Source organism: Nitrospirillum viridazoti CBAmc, from assembly GCF_000730165.1.
Classification (GTDB): Bacteria; Pseudomonadota; Alphaproteobacteria; order Azospirillales; family Azospirillaceae; genus Nitrospirillum; species Nitrospirillum viridazoti.
In genome coordinates this window covers 745,197-760,967 of the sequence record NZ_CP022113.1, presented here as the reverse complement: position 1 = coordinate 760,967, position 15,771 = coordinate 745,197, and the positions used below count along the sequence as shown (strand labels likewise).

The 15,771-nt window shown below is 66.9% G+C and carries 16 protein-coding genes; 6 read left to right on the top strand and 10 right to left on the bottom strand.

Annotation, left to right across the window (positions count from 1 at the left end):
- Nucleotides 1–29: 29 nt before the first annotated feature.
- The 3 genes from Y958_RS30925 (at nt 30) to Y958_RS30915 (ending at nt 1,778) form a co-directional block, all read left to right on the top strand.
- Nucleotides 30–578, top strand: coding sequence for a phage tail protein (locus Y958_RS30925; RefSeq protein ID WP_088875717.1), 549 nt, complete (start codon nt 30–32; stop codon nt 576–578).
- A gap of 79 nt (nt 579–657) precedes the next feature.
- Nucleotides 658–1,206, top strand: a complete 549-nt coding sequence (locus tag Y958_RS30920) for a phage tail protein (RefSeq protein WP_186291648.1) — start codon at nt 658–660, stop codon at nt 1,204–1,206.
- 20 nt (nt 1,207–1,226) lie between these two features.
- Nucleotides 1,227–1,778: a GNAT family N-acetyltransferase gene (locus Y958_RS30915; protein WP_186291647.1), complete on the top strand. Its 552-nt coding sequence runs from the start codon at nt 1,227–1,229 to the stop codon at nt 1,776–1,778.
- Nucleotides 1,779–1,802: 24 nt separating this feature from the next.
- On the opposite strand, the gene Y958_RS30910 is transcribed toward Y958_RS30915, so the two are convergent.
- The 6 genes from Y958_RS30910 to Y958_RS30885 all read right to left on the bottom strand — a co-directional run bounded on the left by Y958_RS30910 (nt 1,803) and on the right by Y958_RS30885 (nt 6,778).
- On the bottom strand, nt 1,803–2,105 hold the full coding sequence (locus tag Y958_RS30910; RefSeq protein ID WP_040843132.1) for a DUF6916 family protein: 303 nt from the start codon (nt 2,103–2,105) through the stop codon (nt 1,803–1,805).
- 85 nt (nt 2,106–2,190) lie between these two features.
- Nucleotides 2,191–2,817 carry a hypothetical protein gene (locus Y958_RS30905; protein WP_088875714.1) on the bottom strand — a complete coding sequence of 209 codons (627 nt, stop codon included), beginning with the start codon at nt 2,815–2,817 and terminating at the stop codon, nt 2,191–2,193.
- A 13-nt stretch (nt 2,818–2,830) separates the two neighbouring features.
- Entirely contained in the window at nt 2,831–3,640 is an 810-nt protein-coding gene (locus tag Y958_RS30900; protein WP_040849712.1) for an ABC transporter permease, read from the bottom strand.
- Nucleotides 3,637–4,422, bottom strand: a complete 786-nt coding sequence (locus Y958_RS30895; RefSeq protein ID WP_244909727.1) for an ABC transporter ATP-binding protein — start codon at nt 4,420–4,422, stop codon at nt 3,637–3,639. The genes Y958_RS30900 and Y958_RS30895 overlap by 4 nt, the downstream gene beginning before the upstream one ends.
- On the bottom strand, nt 4,419–5,357 hold the full coding sequence (locus Y958_RS30890; protein WP_088875712.1) for a YVTN family beta-propeller repeat protein: 939 nt from the start codon (nt 5,355–5,357) through the stop codon (nt 4,419–4,421). Before Y958_RS30890 ends, Y958_RS30895 begins: the two co-directional genes overlap by 4 nt.
- Nucleotides 5,358–5,515: 158 nt before the next feature.
- Nucleotides 5,516–6,778, bottom strand: a complete 1,263-nt coding sequence (locus Y958_RS30885; protein ID WP_088875816.1) for an ABC transporter substrate-binding protein — start codon at nt 6,776–6,778, stop codon at nt 5,516–5,518.
- A gap of 249 nt (nt 6,779–7,027) precedes the next feature.
- Between Y958_RS30885 and Y958_RS30880 the strand changes: the two genes are divergently transcribed.
- From Y958_RS30880 to Y958_RS32925, 3 genes are read left to right on the top strand one after another with little or no spacing between them, the layout of a single operon-like run.
- On the top strand, nt 7,028–8,032 hold the full coding sequence (locus Y958_RS30880; RefSeq protein ID WP_088875711.1) for an ABC transporter substrate-binding protein: 1,005 nt from the start codon (nt 7,028–7,030) through the stop codon (nt 8,030–8,032).
- Entirely contained in the window at nt 8,029–8,796 is a 768-nt protein-coding gene (locus tag Y958_RS30875) for an ABC transporter permease (protein WP_088875815.1), read from the top strand. The genes Y958_RS30880 and Y958_RS30875 overlap by 4 nt, the downstream gene beginning before the upstream one ends.
- The gene (locus Y958_RS32925) at nt 8,793–9,488 is read left to right on the top strand and encodes an ATP-binding cassette domain-containing protein (protein WP_186291646.1); all 696 of its coding nucleotides are present in this window, start codon (nt 8,793–8,795) and stop codon (nt 9,486–9,488) included. The genes Y958_RS30875 and Y958_RS32925 overlap by 4 nt, the downstream gene beginning before the upstream one ends.
- Here Y958_RS32925 and Y958_RS30865 read toward each other — a convergent pair.
- The 4 genes from Y958_RS30865 to Y958_RS30850 all read right to left on the bottom strand — a co-directional run bounded on the left by Y958_RS30865 (nt 9,485) and on the right by Y958_RS30850 (nt 14,904).
- The gene (locus Y958_RS30865; protein ID WP_088875709.1) at nt 9,485–9,994 is read right to left on the bottom strand and encodes an SRPBCC family protein; all 510 of its coding nucleotides are present in this window, start codon (nt 9,992–9,994) and stop codon (nt 9,485–9,487) included. The two genes, Y958_RS32925 and Y958_RS30865, sit on opposite strands and share 4 nt — an antisense overlap.
- On the bottom strand, nt 9,978–10,364 hold the full coding sequence (locus tag Y958_RS30860; RefSeq protein WP_211098824.1) for an ArsR/SmtB family transcription factor: 387 nt from the start codon (nt 10,362–10,364) through the stop codon (nt 9,978–9,980). Before Y958_RS30860 ends, Y958_RS30865 begins: the two co-directional genes overlap by 17 nt.
- Before the next feature lie 73 nt (nt 10,365–10,437).
- Complete coding sequence (locus Y958_RS30855) at nt 10,438–11,511, bottom strand: LacI family DNA-binding transcriptional regulator (protein WP_088875708.1); 1,074 nt, start codon at nt 11,509–11,511, stop codon at nt 10,438–10,440.
- A gap of 276 nt (nt 11,512–11,787) precedes the next feature.
- Nucleotides 11,788–14,904 (bottom strand): TonB-dependent receptor, encoded by a 3,117-nt coding sequence (locus tag Y958_RS30850; protein WP_186291645.1) that lies wholly within the window; start codon nt 14,902–14,904, stop codon nt 11,788–11,790.
- Between the last annotated feature and the right edge of the window lie 867 nt (nt 14,905–15,771).

The following is a 15,771-nucleotide window of genomic DNA, read 5'->3' as shown; positions in this document are numbered from 1 at the left end:
CCCTTATCGACGTATACGGGAGGACACGCATGTCCGAATGCTTCATGGGCGAGATCCGCATGTTCGCCGGCGCCTACGTTCCGCTGCACTGGGCCGCCTGCAATGGCGCCAGCGTGGCCATCAGCCAGAACCAGGCGCTGTTCGCGTTGATCTCCACGACGTACGGCGGCAACGGCGTCACAAATTTCAATTTGCCCGACTACCAAGGCCGCACGCCCATTGGCCAGGGCCAGGGCACCGGTTTGACCAGCCGCGTCCTGGGCCAGAACGGCGGAACGGAAACGGTGACGCTGGTTGCCGCCAACACGCCAGGCCACACCCACCCTTTCTATGCCAGCACGGTGGCCGCGACCGCGACGACGGCGTCCGGCAATATGTTCGCGCAGAACACGTCGACCACGGTGAAGGGGCCCTATACGGCCGATACCGCCGGGACGATTGGGCAGCTTTATACCACCTTCATCCAAAGCGCTCTGGGGGCCACCGGCGGCGGCGCCCTTCCCCACGCGAACATGATGCCGTTCATCGTCGTGAACTACATCATCGCCACGCAGGGCATCTTCCCCAGCCGTAACTAGTCCGCAGCATCCGCCGCCCGGTCCCGGGCCGATGCCGTCCATTCCTTATCCGCCATCCATTCCCGCGAGGAATCCCACCATGGCTGATCCGTTCACCGGCGAAATCCGCGCTTTAGCCTTCACTTTCCCGCCTCAGAATTGGTCGCAGTGCAATGGTCAGCAGGTGCTGATCAATCAGAACAACGTGCTGTATGCCATCATCGGCAACATTTACGGCGGCGACCTGCAGAGCTACTACAACCTTCCCAACATGATGGGTCGCATCCCCGTGGCTTCCGGCAGTGGCGCTGGGCTGACTACACGCACGGTGGGGGAGACTGGGGGCGCCGATACGGTCGCGCTTCTCTCCAATAATTTTCCGGCCCACAACCACATGATGAATGTGGATTCGCCGACCAGTGCTGCGAACTTCGTTGGGCTGCCGACCACCACCACCTACCTTAGCCGGGCCCAGGGTGAATTCCTCTACGTGGCACCCACGTCCACAGCGCCCACCGGCTATTCCCTGGCCGCCGCCAGCATTGGACCGACCGGTACGGCGACACCGGCGCCTCGGGCTAATGACCAACCCTATCTGGTGATGAATTTCTGCATCTGCCAGTTCGGCGAATTCCCCAGCCGTCAGTGATGTCGGCTATGGATGCCTTGATGGTTGATACCGTCGTCGCCGATCCGCCGGCGCTGGTGCTTTCCCCCGACCTGGCGGCGCGCGGCCTGTCCCTGCGCGCCAAGCAGGCGGGGGACACCGACTTTGTGCGTGACCTCTACATCTCCCACCGGTGGGAGGAGATGCAGGCCGCCCCCTGGTCGGACGAGGAACGCCTGGCCTTCCTGCGGGACCAGGCGCGCCTTCAGGCCGCGCATTACGATGTGAATTACCACGATGCGGATTTCCTGATCCTGGAAATGGCCGGCCGGCCCATCGGCCGGCTGTATCTTTTCCGTCGGAATCTGAAGGACCTGCGCATCGTGGAAATCGGCCTGATCCCAGACTGGCGCGGCCGGGGCCTGGGCGGCGCGCTGCTGCGCTGGGTTCAGGATGTGGCGCGAGGAGAGGGCTACGCGCTCTGCTCCATTCATGTGGAGCAGAACAACCCGGCGCGGCGCCTATACCATCGCCTGGGCTTCAGGGATGTGGAGCCGGTCGGCCCCTACATGCTGATGCATTGGACGGTGCCGGGGACGGTGCCGGTGGCCTGACGGCCGCCGGCATCCCTGGGTGGTTCAGCTGAACACGGCCTGATAATAGAAGGTCCCGTTCTCATTACGCCCCAGGGGGACCAGGAAAATCTCCAGCGTGCCCAGGGTGGGATGCGTCACGGGATGGATCTGCTGGTTCAGCACCCGCTCCGGATCACTTCCGTTGAAGAAAAGGGAGAATGGATCGCGGAAGCGGCCCGGCGCCACGCTCTTTTTGCCGTGCTCAATCTCGTAAAGCTTCAAGGTCTCCTGGTAATCCGGATAGGTGACCGTGAAATCCTGATCGATCAGCGGCAGGAAATGTTCGGCCTTGAGTTCGCCCAGCATGGTGTGCTCGCTCTCTTCACTTAAAAGGTGCGGCACTATACCATGGCGGGAACTGCGGGGAACGGAAAAATGGGATGCCGCGCCGTTATGACGGCAGGCGGTCCGTCAGCACCCGGGCGTATGTGCCCAGGCGCGCCTCCAAATCCACCGGCACCTCGCAGGTGTAGCGCAGCGTGCGCTCCACCTCCTCGAAATTGCGGATGAGATAGCCGCGGCGCTGCACGATCTCCGCCCGCTGCTGCTGCTTGTCCGGGTCGGTGGTCTCGGCCGGGATGGCCTGCAGTTCGGTGGTGGCCTTGGACACCAGCTCGCCCATGTCGCGCTGGCGGTGCGCCAGATCCTGGATGCGGGTGATGACGCTGCCACGCTGGCTGTTGATCTCCTCGACGATACCGGCGAAGACCTTGGGATAGAGGGCCGCGCGCTGGCCCTTGGGCACCTTGTCGGCAAAGCGGGTCAGGGCCTTCTCGCCCTCATCGGCCGGGATCTCACGCGGGGCCGTGGCCTGCACCACCGCCGCCACCCGCTTGTCGGCACGCCAGTCCACATGCTCCGGCAGGGGCGGCCCGCCCCAGTAGGTGGCGGCCGTCAACTGCGGCACCAGCCGCTGGTGGCAGGGCCAGTCGGGGTTGGTCTGGCCGGCCGGCGGGGGCGGGGCGGCCAGGGCGTTGCCAGCCGCCAGGATCAGGGTAAGGCTCAACAGGACGCGCATGGGCAAACCCTCTTCACTCGCCGCCGCCGCCGCGGCGGGCCAGCAGGCCCCGGCCGGGGTCGTAACCCCACACCGCCAGGATCATGAACAGCAGCGTGGCCCCCGCCACCACCCCGGCCGACAGCGGCGCCATCTGGCCGTACAGCGCGAAGCGGATCAGCTCCGTCGCGTGGGTGAAGGGGTTGGCCTGGCAAATCCAGTAGAGCGTCAGGCTGCTTTCCTTCACCCGCCACAGCGGATAGAGGGCGGAGGAGGCGAAGAACATGGGGAAGATGACGAAGTTCATCACCCCGGCGAAGTTTTCCAGCTGGCGGATGAAGGACGACAGCACCAGGCCCAACGCGCCCAGCATCAGGCCCGACAGGATCAGGGCCGGCAGCACCGTCAGATAGCCCAGCGGCGGCGGATCGATTTCCCAGAACCAGGCGATGGCGAGGAAGATGTAGGCCTGCACCACCGACACCACCACGCTGGCCAGCAGCTTGGCCGTCAGCAGGAACCAGCGGGGGAAGGGACTGACCAGCAGGGTCTTCATGCTGCCCATCTCCCGGTCGTAAACCATGGAAAGGGAGCTTTGCATCCCGTTGAACAGCTGGATCATGGCCAGCAAGCCTGGGGCGATATAGACCTCATACGGGATATAGGTTTCATAGGGCGGGATGATAGAGACGCCCAGGACGAAGTGGAATCCCGCGGCGAAGATGGCCAGCCACACCAGCGGCCGCACCAGGGCGGAAAAGAAGCGGCCGCGCTGCTGCGTCCAGCGCAGCGCCTCGCGCTTCACGATGCCGCCCAGGCAGCGGGCGTAGTGGATGGGGGTCATCGCGCGGCGCCCCCTTGATGCTGACGTGTCCCTTGATGCTGATGTGTCAGGGTGTCGAAGGCGGCGCGCAGGGTGGGCACGCCGGCGCGGGCGGCCACCTGGGGCACGGGCCCCTGGTCCAGCACCTGGCCCTGGTGCAGGACGATGACCTTGGCGGTGTCGTCCGCCTCGTCGATCAGATGGGTGGCCCACAGCACGGCCATGTCCCGGCTGCGGCACAGGTGGCGGACATGGTCGATCAGGAAGCGGCGGCTTTCGATGTCCAGACCAACGGTGGGCTCATCCAGCAGCAGCAGGGCCGGGTCGTGCACCAGGGCGCGGGCCAATTCCACCCGCCGCCGCTGGCCGCCGGACAGCTGGCGCACCCGGGTGTCCCGCCGGTCGGCCAGGCCCACACGCTCCAGCTCCTCCTCAATGCGGAGGCGGGCGCGGGATCCGGACAGGCCGTGCAGGCTGGCGTGATAGGCCAAGTTCTGCCGCACCGTCAGATCCAGGTCCAGGGTGGGCTGCTGGAACACCACGCCCATGGCGGCCAAGGCGGCGGAAGGCTGGCGGCGGATGTCGTGGCCGAAGACGGCGATGCGCCCCTGCCGGCTGTGGTACAGGCGGGTGACCAGGGCGAACAGCGTGGTCTTGCCGGCCCCGTTCAGGCCCAGCAGCACGGTGAAGTCGCCGGGGGCCAGGCTGAAGCCCACGTCGCGCAGGGCTTGACGGGGTCCGAAGGCGTGGCTGAGGCCCGATACATCCAAAGCCGGGGTGGCAAGCTGCGGGGCTGGCGTCACGGCGCCACCACCACGCCCCAGGGCAGGCGGCCCACCGGCACCGACTTCACCACCTTCAACGCGTCGACGTCGATGACCGACAGGTCGTTGCTGACGCCGTTGGTGGTGTACAGCCGCTTGCCGTCGCCGGAGAAGGCCAGGTTCCACACCCGTTGGCCCACCAACAGGTACTTCTTGACCTGGTAGCTGTGGGTATCGATGACGGCGACGCGGTTGGCGGGGCCCAGCGCCACGAACGCGGTGGCGCCGTCGGCGGTCAACTGGATGCCCACCGGCTGGATGGATTCCTTCGGCACCCCGGGAATGTCGAAGCGGATGGTCTGGATGACCTTGTGCTGGGCGGAATCGATGATGCTGACGGTGCCGCCCACCTCCGCCGACACCCACACCAGCGACCCGTCCTTGGTCCACTGCGCCACGCGCGGCCGGCTGCCCACCAGCACGTTGGCCAGCACCTCATGGCTCTGCGTGTCGATGAAATGGGCCATGCTGGTGGTTTCCGACGTGTTCACCAGGATCTTGCCGTCCGGGCTGATGCCCATGCCCTCGGGCTCCACCCCCACGGGGATCTCGGTGACGATGCGGCCGGCGGCGATGTCCAGCACCGACACCATGTTGTCGTTCTCGTTGGACACGTACAGCGTCTTGCCGTCGGGGCTGAGGGTGAACAGCTCCGGGTCTGGCCCGCTGGGCAGGGTGCGGTTGACCGTCAGGCTGGCCAGGTCCAGCACCTCGATATGGTCGGCGTCGCTGGTGCAGATGTAGAGCGCCCTGCCGTCCTTGGACAGGGTGATGCCGCGCGGCCGGGCGCCCACCTTCACCGTCTTGACGACGGCCAGGGTACCGGCGTCCACCACCGTGATGGTGTTGTCCTTCTCATTGGACACCAGCAGCCGCTCGGCCATCGCGGGGGTGGTGGCCAATAGTAGGCCCATCGCGAGCAACAGGCCGGCGACTGCCGGCCCCGCAGTGTTTTGGGGAGTGGAGCGGACCGAAACGCGAGGAAGCCCCAGGGCAAGCATGAGGGCCAGCGGATGCTGGCGCCCGGCGTTTGAGGGGGCCTTTGATCGGATCCGATTAAAGGCCGCAAGCATCAACGTGGATGGCATGTCGTCTCCGGCTGGTCGGGACCCAGCGTGTCCAGTTCCGATGTCTCGTGCAGGAAGCCCGGCTGGGGCGAGACCGACACCAGCGATCGCGCGTCGGCCAGCAGCACCGGCTGGCGCAGCTGCCCGTCCCAGGCGCGGAAGCTGAGCCGCGCGCCCTTGAAGGCCGCCAGTTCGAACTCGGGCTTGCGCAGGTAGGCGGTCATGGCCGCCCCCTCCACGCTGCCGCCCCGGGTGGCGGCCTCGCCCAGGGCGCGCACCGCCATCCAGGCGCCGTAGTCCCGCTCCGTCATCCAGCGGCCGGTCTGCTTCAGGAAGCGCGCCTGCAGTTGCGTGGCGCCCCATTGCTCGAAGGGGCGGGCCCAGGCGGCGGGCACCAGGCCCTGGGTACCGGCCACGGGCCGGGGGTCGGTGGCGCGATAGCCCAGGTCATCGCCGAAATTGTCGCCCTCATCCGCCACCACCAGCACGTCGTACTTGATGCCTTGGGTGAAGCGCGCCACCTCGGCCCCGATGGCGTAGTGGCCGGTGTCGGTACGCCGGGCGCCGGGGTCATAGGTCCAGGGCTTGTCCGCCACGATCTTCAGGCGGAATTTGCGCGCCGATTTGCGCAGCGCGTCGGCATACAGCTTGTCCTCGGGGTTGGGCCCCGCCACCAGCAGGATGTCGCGCCAGTTCTTGATGGTCAGGTACTGCATCAGGGCGTCGGCCAGCATGGCGCGGCTGGGCAGCAGGTGCAGGACGTTGCGCCGGCACTGCTCGCCGCGCAGGGCGTCGTCGGTGCTGGTGGCGTCCAGCAGCGTGGCGTCCTTGGCTTCGGCCAAGTCGGCCAGGCGCAGCAGCAGGTCGGCCGGCATGTCGGTGACGAAGGCGCGATAGCCTTGGGCCACCAGTTTCTTGAAGGCCGCGACCACGGCATCGGCGTCGGGCTCCAGCGCCTCTTCCAGGTGATAGGCCTGGTGGATGAAACGGCCCGTGGTGATGTTGTCGGCCAGGCCTAGGCGGGCGCCCTGCACGCCGTCGTCCTCCGGCGGTTGGTCCAGGAAGCTTTGCGGCAGCACCCGTTTCTGCACCAGCGCCAGATAGGCGATGTTGGCGACAGGATCAGGCTTGGCATCCGGCTTGGGCGCAACGGTGGTGGGCTTCGCCGCCGTGGGCGGGGCGGCACACGCCTGCCCGGCCAGCAGCAGGCCGGAAAGAAGCACGCCTATGGGATACACGCCTATCAGGCCATGGCGGCGGTTGGGCATCTCCGCCGTCTCCTTAAACGTCAGACCAGGGACCGCCGACCGATAATGGCCTGGGCCATCCGGGGCCGCCATAGGAAATCAGGGCCGGAAATCAGCGCGCTGTCTCATTCTATAGTCGTAGAGGGCCCGGGTTGACAGGGGCGAAGCCAGCGGCCCGATAATGGCCGACGAAGCCAGGAACAACCCAGGGATTGAACTGGGTCCGGCGCCCCGGCCGGGCGCGGAGGATGCCCCGATTTGGATGTCCCCATGACCATGACACGCCGCCGCCTGTTGGCCACGGGACTTGCCGCGTCGATGCCCGTGCGGGCCCTGGCCGCCGGCGCGCCGGCCTTGCGTGTCGGCATCCTGCGCTATGGCACCGTGTCGTGGGAACTGGACGTCATCCGCCGCCACGGGCTGGACGCGGCCCACGGCCTGGCCATCGTCCCCCAGGAATTCGCCACCGGCCAGGCGACGCAGGTGGCGCTGCAGGCGGGCCAGGTGGACACCATCGCCGTGGATTGGCTGTGGGTGGCGCGGCAGCGGGCGGCCCAGGGAGGATCGGGCGGCGGCGACTGGACCTTCATCCCCTTTTCCAATTCCGCCGGCGCGTTGATGGCCCCGGCGCAGGGTACCGTGGCCACGGTACCCGACCTGCCGGGCCGCCGCTTGGGCATCGCCGGCGGCGCGCTGGACAAGAACTGGCTGATCCTGCGCGCCTATGCCCAGCGCCAGGTCGGCATCGACCTGGACCGGACGGCAGAGAAGACCTTCGGCGCCCCGCCCCTGTTGGCCAACGCGCTGGCGGCCGGCCGGCTGGACGCCCTGCTGACCTATTGGCCCTTCGCCGCCAAGGGCCAGGCGGCCGGGCAACGCCGCCTGCTGACGGTTGAGGATGCGGTGACCGGGCTGGGCGTCCAGGGCACGCCGCCCATGGTGGGCTACGTCTTCTCCGAACGCTGGGCCAAGGCCAATGGCGCCGTGCTGGAGGGCTTCATCGCCGCCAGCCGCCAGGCGCGCGACCTGCTGGTCAAGGATGAGGCGGAATGGCCCAGGCTGCGCCCCCTGGCAGATGCCGGCAGCGATGCGGAGTTCGACGCCTTGCGCGACTGGTACCGGCGCGGCATTCCCCGCCATTGGGGGGCGGCGGAACAAGAGGCCGCCGCCCAGCTGTACCAGGTGCTGGCCTCGGTGGGCGGACCGGCGCTGGTCGGCGGCGGTGGCGACACGCTGCCGGCCGGTACCTTCTGGCAGGCGGCGCAATCTTGGTGAATCGGGAGGCGGCGGACCGGGGCCGGGCCTGGCTGATCCGCGCGCTGTCCATCCTGGTCCTGCTGCTGGTGTGGGAGGGGGCGGGACGCCTGGCGGCCAGCCCCCTGGCGCCGCCGGCCTCCACCGTGCTGGCCGTCATGGCGCATGAGACGGAGTCGGGCGCCTTGCCCCACCATGTCGGCATCACCCTGGCCCGGGTGGCGGCGTCCTTCCTGCTGGCCATGGGGGCGGGCACGGCGCTGGGCCTGGCCATGGGCTGGTGGCGCACGGTGGATCTGTGGCTGGACAGCGCGCTGCTGTTGCTGCTGAACCTGCCGGCCCTGGTGCTGATCGTCCTGCTCTACGTCTGGTTCGGCCTGACGGAGGCGGCGGCCATCACGGCCGTGGCGCTGAACAAGCTGCCCACCACCGCCGTCACCGTGCGCGAGGGCGTGCGGGCCCTGGACGCGGAGTTGCTGGAGATGGGGCGGGTCTTCCGCTACGGCCGCGCGGCCACCCTGCGCCATATCGTGCTGCCGCAGCTGCTGCCCTACCTGTTCGCCGCCACACGCTCCGGCCTGGCGCTGATCTGGAAGATCGTGCTGGTGGTGGAGCTGCTGGGCCGCAGCGACGGCGTCGGCTTCCAGATCCAGGTCTATTTCCAGCTGTTCGACGTGGCCCACATCCTGGCCTACGCCCTGGCCTTCATCCTCATCGTTCAGGTCATCGAATGGGCGGCCCTGCAGCCGCTGGAGCGCCGGGCGGCGCGGTGGAGGGCGTCGTGACCCGGCTTATCGTCGACATCCGCGAGAAACGCCTGGCCGGCCGGCCGGTACTGGGCAGCCTGGCCTTCAGCCTGGATGAGGGCGAGGTGACGGCCGTGGTCGGCCCCTCCGGCTGTGGCAAGAGCACGCTGCTGCGCCTGGTGGCCGGGCTGGATCGCGGGGTCGCGGGCACCGTGCGGTGGAGCGGGGAGGGCGCGCGCCCGGTTCCCAACCTGGGTGTCGTTTTCCAGCAGCCCCGCCTGCTGCCCTGGCGCACCGTGCGGCAGAACCTGGCCCTGGCCGGCGCCGACCGGGTGGAGGGCGAGCGCCTGCTGGAGCGCTTGGGCCTGGCAGCCCAGGCGGACGTCTGGGCCTCGCAGCTGTCCCTGGGCATGGCGCGGCGGCTGGCGCTGGCCCGTGCCCTGGCGGTGGATGCCCAGGCCCTGCTGCTGGACGAGCCCTTCGCCTCCCTGGATGAGGGCAACCAGCGCCTGGCCCGCGCCGTACTGGCGGAACAGCTCCTGCGCCGGCCTGTGCCCACGCTGCTGATCACCCACGACCTGGCGGAGGCGGTGGCCCTGGCCCATCGCGTGCTGGTGCTCTCACCCGGCCCCGCCCGCCTGCTGTTCGACCAGGCGGTGCCGCCCGGGGTCCGCACCGATCCCGCGCTGGCGACGGCGACCGTGGCGGCCTTGCGCGACCTGGCCCGTTAGGGCAGGTCCTCCATGCCGGAAAGCAGGTCGCCGAGCTGCCCCAGTTGTTCCGGCAACGCCGTCGCTGAGCCCTGCAGCGCTTCCTCAAGCGCCTCCTGGGACGGATAGGCCTCGTGGAAAGTCAGCAGCGTCTTCCCGCCCAGGTCCTCGAAGGTCACGGTGGTGATCGCGCCCTCTTCGCCCTCGTCGTTGGTCCAGACAATGCGCTCGTTGGGCACCACCTCGATATACTTGCCGTGGAAGGCCATGGTGTCCGAGCCGCCGGCGGCGAATTCCAGGCGATATTTTCCGCCGGTACGAACGTCCAGCTCGCACGATACGAGAGACATGCCAGGTACGGATTTCGGCACCCACCAGCGCTGGAACAGCTCCGGCTGGCTCCATGCCCTGTAAACCGTGCTCGGCGGCGCGTCGAATGTCCGCGTCACGACGAGTTCGCGATCGCCCCTGCGTTCAACGGACGTGGGGTTGCGCATACCACCTGCACTGTCAACGTGCCGAGTCATCGCTTTCCTCCCGTTTCATTTCACTGATGATTTCGTCCAACGCGTCGAAGCGGGCCTCGAAGAGCTTGCGGTGGGCCTCAATCCATTCGGCCTCTGCCGCCAGGCCGCGCTTCCCAAGCGTGCAGGTCCTCACCCGTCCGACCTTCCGCGTGATGACGAGCCCCGCCCGCTCCAGAACCTGGATGTGCTTCTTCATGCCGGTCAGCGTCATCCGGAACTGGTCGGCAAGACTGGTGATAGACGCGTCCCCGCGGCCAAGCTGATCAATGATCCCACGGCGGGTCGCATCGGACAGCGCCGCGAACGAGAGGTCGAGGGGAGGATTTAGATACTGAACCATGTGGTTCAGTGTATAGCCAGCGCGCGGCATGCGCAAGCGTTCCGAACGTCATCGCCCTGAACCGATCATATACCTGTGGGGCCGGCTGCTGACGCGGCTGGTCCTAGCCCGCCTTCCTGGTGCGGCGGCGCGCCGGGTTCTGCGCTTTTGGCGGGGCGGTGGAGGCGCGTACCACCAGATCGTGCGACACCAGCCGGTGGGGCACGGTGGCGTCGCCGCGCGGCCGTTCCATGAGGCGGGAGATCAGCAGGTCGGCCGCCTCCTCCCCCAGCTTGCGCATGGGTTGGCGCACGGTCGTCAAGGGCGGCCAGGTCATGCTGGCGATGGGGCAATCGTCGAAGCCGGCCACCGACAGGTCGTCGGGCAAGCTCAGGCCCCGCGCCTGGGCCACGACGATGACGGCGGCCGCCATCTCGTCATTGCAGGCGAAGATGGCGGTAGGCGGCTCCGGCAAACTCAGCAGCCGCTCGGCGCAGGGCAGGGCGGAGGGGAAGGTGAAGGCGCCATGTTCGATCAGGTCCGGATCCTCGGCGATGCCCAGCTCCGCCAGCGCGTCGCGATAGCCCAGGTGGCGGCGCTCGGTGGCGCCGTGGTTGGCGGGGCCCTTGATCAGGCCGATGCGGCGGTGGCCCAGCGACAGCAGGTGGCGGGTCAGGGCCGCCGCCGCCTGCCGCTCATCGATCCAGACGGAGGAGAAGGTGTCGCCGCCGCTTTCCGCTGTCACCCGCACCAGAGGTATGCCGCTTTCCGTCAGCACGGACAGCACGCGCGGCTCGTCGGTGATGGGGGCGGTCAGCACCACGCCGTCGGGGCGCAGCCAGTCCAGCACGGCGCGCACCCGCCGTTCCACATCTTGGCCGCGATAGTCGATCTCCTCGATCAGCAGGTGATAGCCCCGGGCGCGGCAGCGGTTCAGCAGGCCCACCTGGATTTCCATGGTGTAGGGGCCGGCCGGATCGCCGTAGAGGTGGCCCAGCAGATAGGAGCGTTTGCCGGCCAGGGTGCGCGCCGACATGTTGGGGTGGTAGCCCAGGTCATGGATGGCCTTCATCACCTTGTCCAAGGTGGCGCGGTTGACGTAAGGCTCACCGTTCAGCACACGCGACACGGTCTTGATGGAAACCCCGGACTCACGGGCGACGTCGATGATCGTCGGTTTCCGGGCGTCATTCCCCATGTGGCATCGCTCCCCTCGGCACCAGCTGTCACTACTCCTGTAATGGCACAAAAAAGAAAGGGCGGCACGATCGCAATCATGCCGCCCGGAGTGGGCGCATAGTCCCCGGGGAGAGGGTATGCGCATAGAAGGGAGATCAAGAAGAAGGCCCGGGAACGGCCAAACCCGGCAGTTCCCGGTATCGGGGACCTTATGGAAAACAGAACCTGAAGGCCCCCGGTTTCTGCAGGATCCGGCCCGGCGTCGCTGCCGGACCGGCCCCGCAGCTCATGGGCATCAGCCGCCGAACTTGAACCGGCCGCCCAGCATGAAGCGGCGACCCGCGTTCACGTAGGTGAAGGGCTGGTTCTTGAACTGCAGATAGGTCTCCTGAGACTCATCAGTCAGATTGATGGCCTCGAAGGTGATGCCGAACTCAGGCGTGAACTGGTAGGCGATCTGGGCGTCCAGCTGGCCGTAGGGCCGGCTGAACACGCCATAGGTCACCGACTTGTTGGTGGTGGCGTCCAGGATGGCGAAGGTGGAGCCGATGGCGTCGCCGTTCACGGCGCTGGACCGCCAGCTGTAGGACAGGCGGGCTTCCAGGCCGCCCTTCTGATAGTAGGTCTGCGCCGTCAGGGCGTGCAGCGACACGCCGGGGATGGGCAGGTCCTGGGCGAAGTCGGTGTGGGTGGACGAGGTGGACAGCGAGTAGGTGTAGTTGGCGTTGAAGCCGACGCCGAAGTCGAAGGCGTACTGCGCCCCGATTTCGAAGCCCTTGATGCTGCCGCCGGCGCCGTTGCTGGGGGCGGTGAAGCCCGCGGTGCTGCCGCCGAAATCGTCCATCACGGTGATGGAGGTGGTCTGCGTCTGGATGAAGGTGTCGATGGACTTGTAGAAGCCGCCGAAGGTCAGCGCGCCCTGCTCACCGAAATACCATTCGTAGCCGATGTCGATCTGGGTGGCGCGGAAGGGGTCCAGATTGGGATTGCCGCCGCTCCCGCCCACGAAGGCGAAGCCCTGCTTGCCCGCTGTGTTGGTCTCGCGGGTGAAGTTGTACTGCGCGCCGCGGCCCAGGTCATAGGGGCTGGGCGGGGACATGACGCGGGCGGCGGAGAAGCGGACCTTCTGGTCCGGCGCCACGTCCAGCACCAGGTTCATGCTGGGCAGGATGTCGGTGTAGTGCCGTTCCGCCGTGACGACGTCCGGGTTGGTGATGGCGTTGGAGCCGTCCCAGGATTCGTCGGAGATGTAGATGGGGTTGGCGGGCAGGGCGCCGGCCGTCACCTTCTGCACCGTGTCGACGATGCGGGCGCCGATGTTCAGGTGGAAGCGATCCTCCTTGCTGCCCATGTCGGCCATGGCGTAGCCGGAGACGCGCTGGCTTTCGATGACGAAGGAGTTGATGGGGTCGCGCACCATCTTGCCCGGGAACTGCGGGAAGTTGCCCTGCAGCCACTGCACCGGGTTCTGCATCTGGGACAGGTTCTGCACCAGGATGCTGCTGCCCGCGTTGCCGGTGGGGAAGAAGTTCTTGACCAGCTGTGCCCGGTTGGGGGCGCTCAGCGCCGTCTGGGCGGGGATGACCGGCGGCGTTTGCGACGGGGCGCCGCTGGCGCCGACGAAGTTGCCGCCGGCGGTAGCGCCGGTGGCGGCGTTGGTCATGCCCTCGTTCAGGATGGCCGGGTCCATGTAGTACCCGTAGGTGCCATAGCAGGTGCCGTTGCTGCAGTACCCGGTCTGGCCGGCCGAGGACTTGTCCAGCTCATAGTGCGACAGGCTGTAATTGATCTTGTCGTCGGTGTAGCGCACGCCGGCGGTGAAGGTGGTCTTGATCGCCTTGATGAAATCGGCGTCGTACTCGCCGTCGGCATGGCCGGACCACAAATCGTCCTTGGAGTGGATGTTCCACGCCCAGGCCGACTTGAAGACCGCGTTGTTGGGGTTGCTGATCAGGTCGGCGTAGGGCGCGTTGTACGATACCGATGGCAGCGTGCCGTTGTTGACGTAGTTGAAGGAATAGGCCGGGCCGTGGCTGACCGGGCTGCTGCCGCCGGGGGCTGAGGGATTCAGCGGGGCGTTGCAATAGCCGTTGGGGCTGGTGGCGCAGGGCTGGGCGGCGTTGTACTGCGAATACTCGACGTCCTGCTGCGCGCTGTCGGAATTGTATTCCGAGGTGGCGTAGGCGACCTTGAACTTGGCGCGGAACGGCCCGCCGTTGTCCCACTTGCCGCCGAAGTGGAAGTTGTCCGCCGTGAGGTGGACGTTCTGCACGTCGCTGTCGCCTTCCGCCCCCAGGGCGCGGATGGTGGCCGACTTGATGACGCCGTTGCTGTCGATGCTGTAGGGCTGGCTGGGGTCGATGCCCAGGCCCAGGCCGTTCGAGTTGAACCACAGCTTGTTCGACGCTTCCTGGGTCAGGATGTCGTAGGTGGAATGCAGCCAGTCGGCGTTCAGGGTCAGGCTGTCGGTGACGGCGTAGTCGATGCCCAGCTGGCCGCTGATGCGGGTGCGGTCGGTGTCGCGGTCGGTGAAGTACAGCAGCTCGGGCGAGATGTACTTCTGCGGGATGGTCGCCATCGGGTTGCTGGAGGTGCCGGCCGCCGGCTCGATGGCCCAACCGCTGCGGTTCTGGCCCTGCATCATGTCGGAGTGGGTGTCGGTCTCGGAGTACGAGAACGCCGCCGTGATGCCGATCCTATTGTTGAAGTTGTAGGTGCCGACGATGGCGCCGATGGGGGTCCAGTCTTCCATGCGGGCGTGCTCGCCCGTGGTCATGCGGAAGTTGCCGCCCACGGTCCAGCCCTGCGGGGTGTCCAGGGCCGAGCGGGTCTTCAGGTTGATGATGCCGCCCATGCCGCCTTCGACCAGGCTGGCCTGGGGCGATTTGTAGACGTCCACGCCGGCGATCAGGTCGGACGGGATGGCTTCCAGCGAGTTGGTGGCGGTGTTGCCGCCGCCGCCGGACCCTTCACCGCTGGCGTAGGCCTCCAGGCCGGACAGGAAGGGCTCGTCGTTCAGCACCGTGACGTTCTGGCTCAGGCCGCGGATGCGCACGCGGGTGCCCTGGCCGTTGTCGCGGTCGATCTGCACGCCCGACAGGCGCTGCAGCGATTCCGCGATATCCTGGTCGGGCATTTTGCCCATGTCTTCGGCCGTGACGGATTCGATGATCAGGTTCGACTGGCGCTTGTTTTCCAGCGCGTCGGCCAGCGACTTGCGGAACCCGGTGACGATGATTTCCTCCACGCCGCCCTGCTCGGCCGGGGTGGCCTGGGGGGCGGCCTGCGGATCGGGCGCCGCCGGCTGCGTGCTTTGGGCGAAGGCGGTGGGCGCGGCCAGGGTGGCAGCCAAGGCGGCGCAGGAGGCGGCACCCATCAACAGCCGCCGTAACATCTTCAACTCTCCGTACATGCGAGTTCCCTCCCTGGGGGGTATTCGTGGATGCGCGGGCCCGGCCGCTGGCCACGGTTCCCGCCCGCAACCCATGGTTTAGGGTGCGCGCCAGGGAACGGCACAGCGCTGCTGTCCGGTCGCGACGGATCTACCTGATACTGGAATAGGGGCATGCCGATCTGACAGTCGGCTAAACCCATCCCTTCCCGTTGCCGGGAAAGGTCAACCAGTTCTAACTGTAGTGAGTATGTCCATGACAGGGTCGGCAGATTGCTTGCGCGCTCATGTCTCTATCCTCCCGAGATGTATTTATTTTTTACTTAGGCTTAGGCTCAACCTTACTGATTACCGGCGGTATGCTTCTGCAAAATCCTTCCCTTATACCGCCGGCGATTGGGTCGCAGGCAGCATCCGGGTGCTTGCCGGGTGTCAGCTCTGTTATTAATAGTTGCGTTGACAGCGTTGTCAAATCATTTCTATTTTTTGCTTTTCTTAATCACAGTGTCCCGCAACACGTTAAATGGCCAAATCACGCCGAACATGGCCAACCCTCCATCCCGACAAGCAGTATGTTATTGAAATACATAATTAATTTCCGGTCGTTTGGTCAGGGCTTGAGGATAATTTATGCACGGCGGCGGGGCCTGGGGTCTGATTGGTCGAGCCTGCCGCGATACATCTGCTCTTCCGGCTGCCGCAGACCTGACAGGGGGGCCGGGGCGATGGCTTCATAGGCTCCCTTACAACCGGAATCGGGCTCGATTGGTTTGGAATGGATGGGGAGAGCCTGCGCGGACGGCTCGACTTCAAGGAAATCTGTTGCCGGATGGGCTGCCACGAGGTCCACGCCTGTGAGGGAAGGCGGGGCCGGCGCGCCTTGGCCCG

Coding starts and splice junctions, on each gene's coding strand:
- Y958_RS30925 (WP_088875717.1), top strand. CDS start 30: ATGTCCGAATGCTTCATGGGCGAGATCCGCATGTTCGCCGGCGCCTAC.
- Y958_RS30920 (WP_186291648.1), top strand. CDS start 658: ATGGCTGATCCGTTCACCGGCGAAATCCGCGCTTTAGCCTTCACTTTC.
- Y958_RS30915 (WP_186291647.1), top strand. CDS start 1,227: ATGGTTGATACCGTCGTCGCCGATCCGCCGGCGCTGGTGCTTTCCCCC.
- Y958_RS30910 (WP_040843132.1), bottom strand. CDS start 2,105: ATGCTGGGCGAACTCAAGGCCGAACATTTCCTGCCGCTGATCGATCAG.
- Y958_RS30905 (WP_088875714.1), bottom strand. CDS start 2,817: ATGCGCGTCCTGTTGAGCCTTACCCTGATCCTGGCGGCTGGCAACGCC.
- Y958_RS30900 (WP_040849712.1), bottom strand. CDS start 3,640: ATGACCCCCATCCACTACGCCCGCTGCCTGGGCGGCATCGTGAAGCGC.
- Y958_RS30890 (WP_088875712.1), bottom strand. CDS start 5,357: ATGGGCCTACTATTGGCCACCACCCCCGCGATGGCCGAGCGGCTGCTG.
- Y958_RS30885 (WP_088875816.1), bottom strand. CDS start 6,778: ATGCCCAACCGCCGCCATGGCCTGATAGGCGTGTATCCCATAGGCGTG.
- Y958_RS30880 (WP_088875711.1), top strand. CDS start 7,028: ATGACCATGACACGCCGCCGCCTGTTGGCCACGGGACTTGCCGCGTCG.
- Y958_RS30865 (WP_088875709.1), bottom strand. CDS start 9,994: ATGACTCGGCACGTTGACAGTGCAGGTGGTATGCGCAACCCCACGTCC.
- Y958_RS30860 (WP_211098824.1), bottom strand. CDS start 10,364: ATGCCGCGCGCTGGCTATACACTGAACCACATGGTTCAGTATCTAAAT.
- Y958_RS30855 (WP_088875708.1), bottom strand. CDS start 11,511: ATGGGGAATGACGCCCGGAAACCGACGATCATCGACGTCGCCCGTGAG.
- Y958_RS30850 (WP_186291645.1), bottom strand. CDS start 14,904: ATGTACGGAGAGTTGAAGATGTTACGGCGGCTGTTGATGGGTGCCGCC.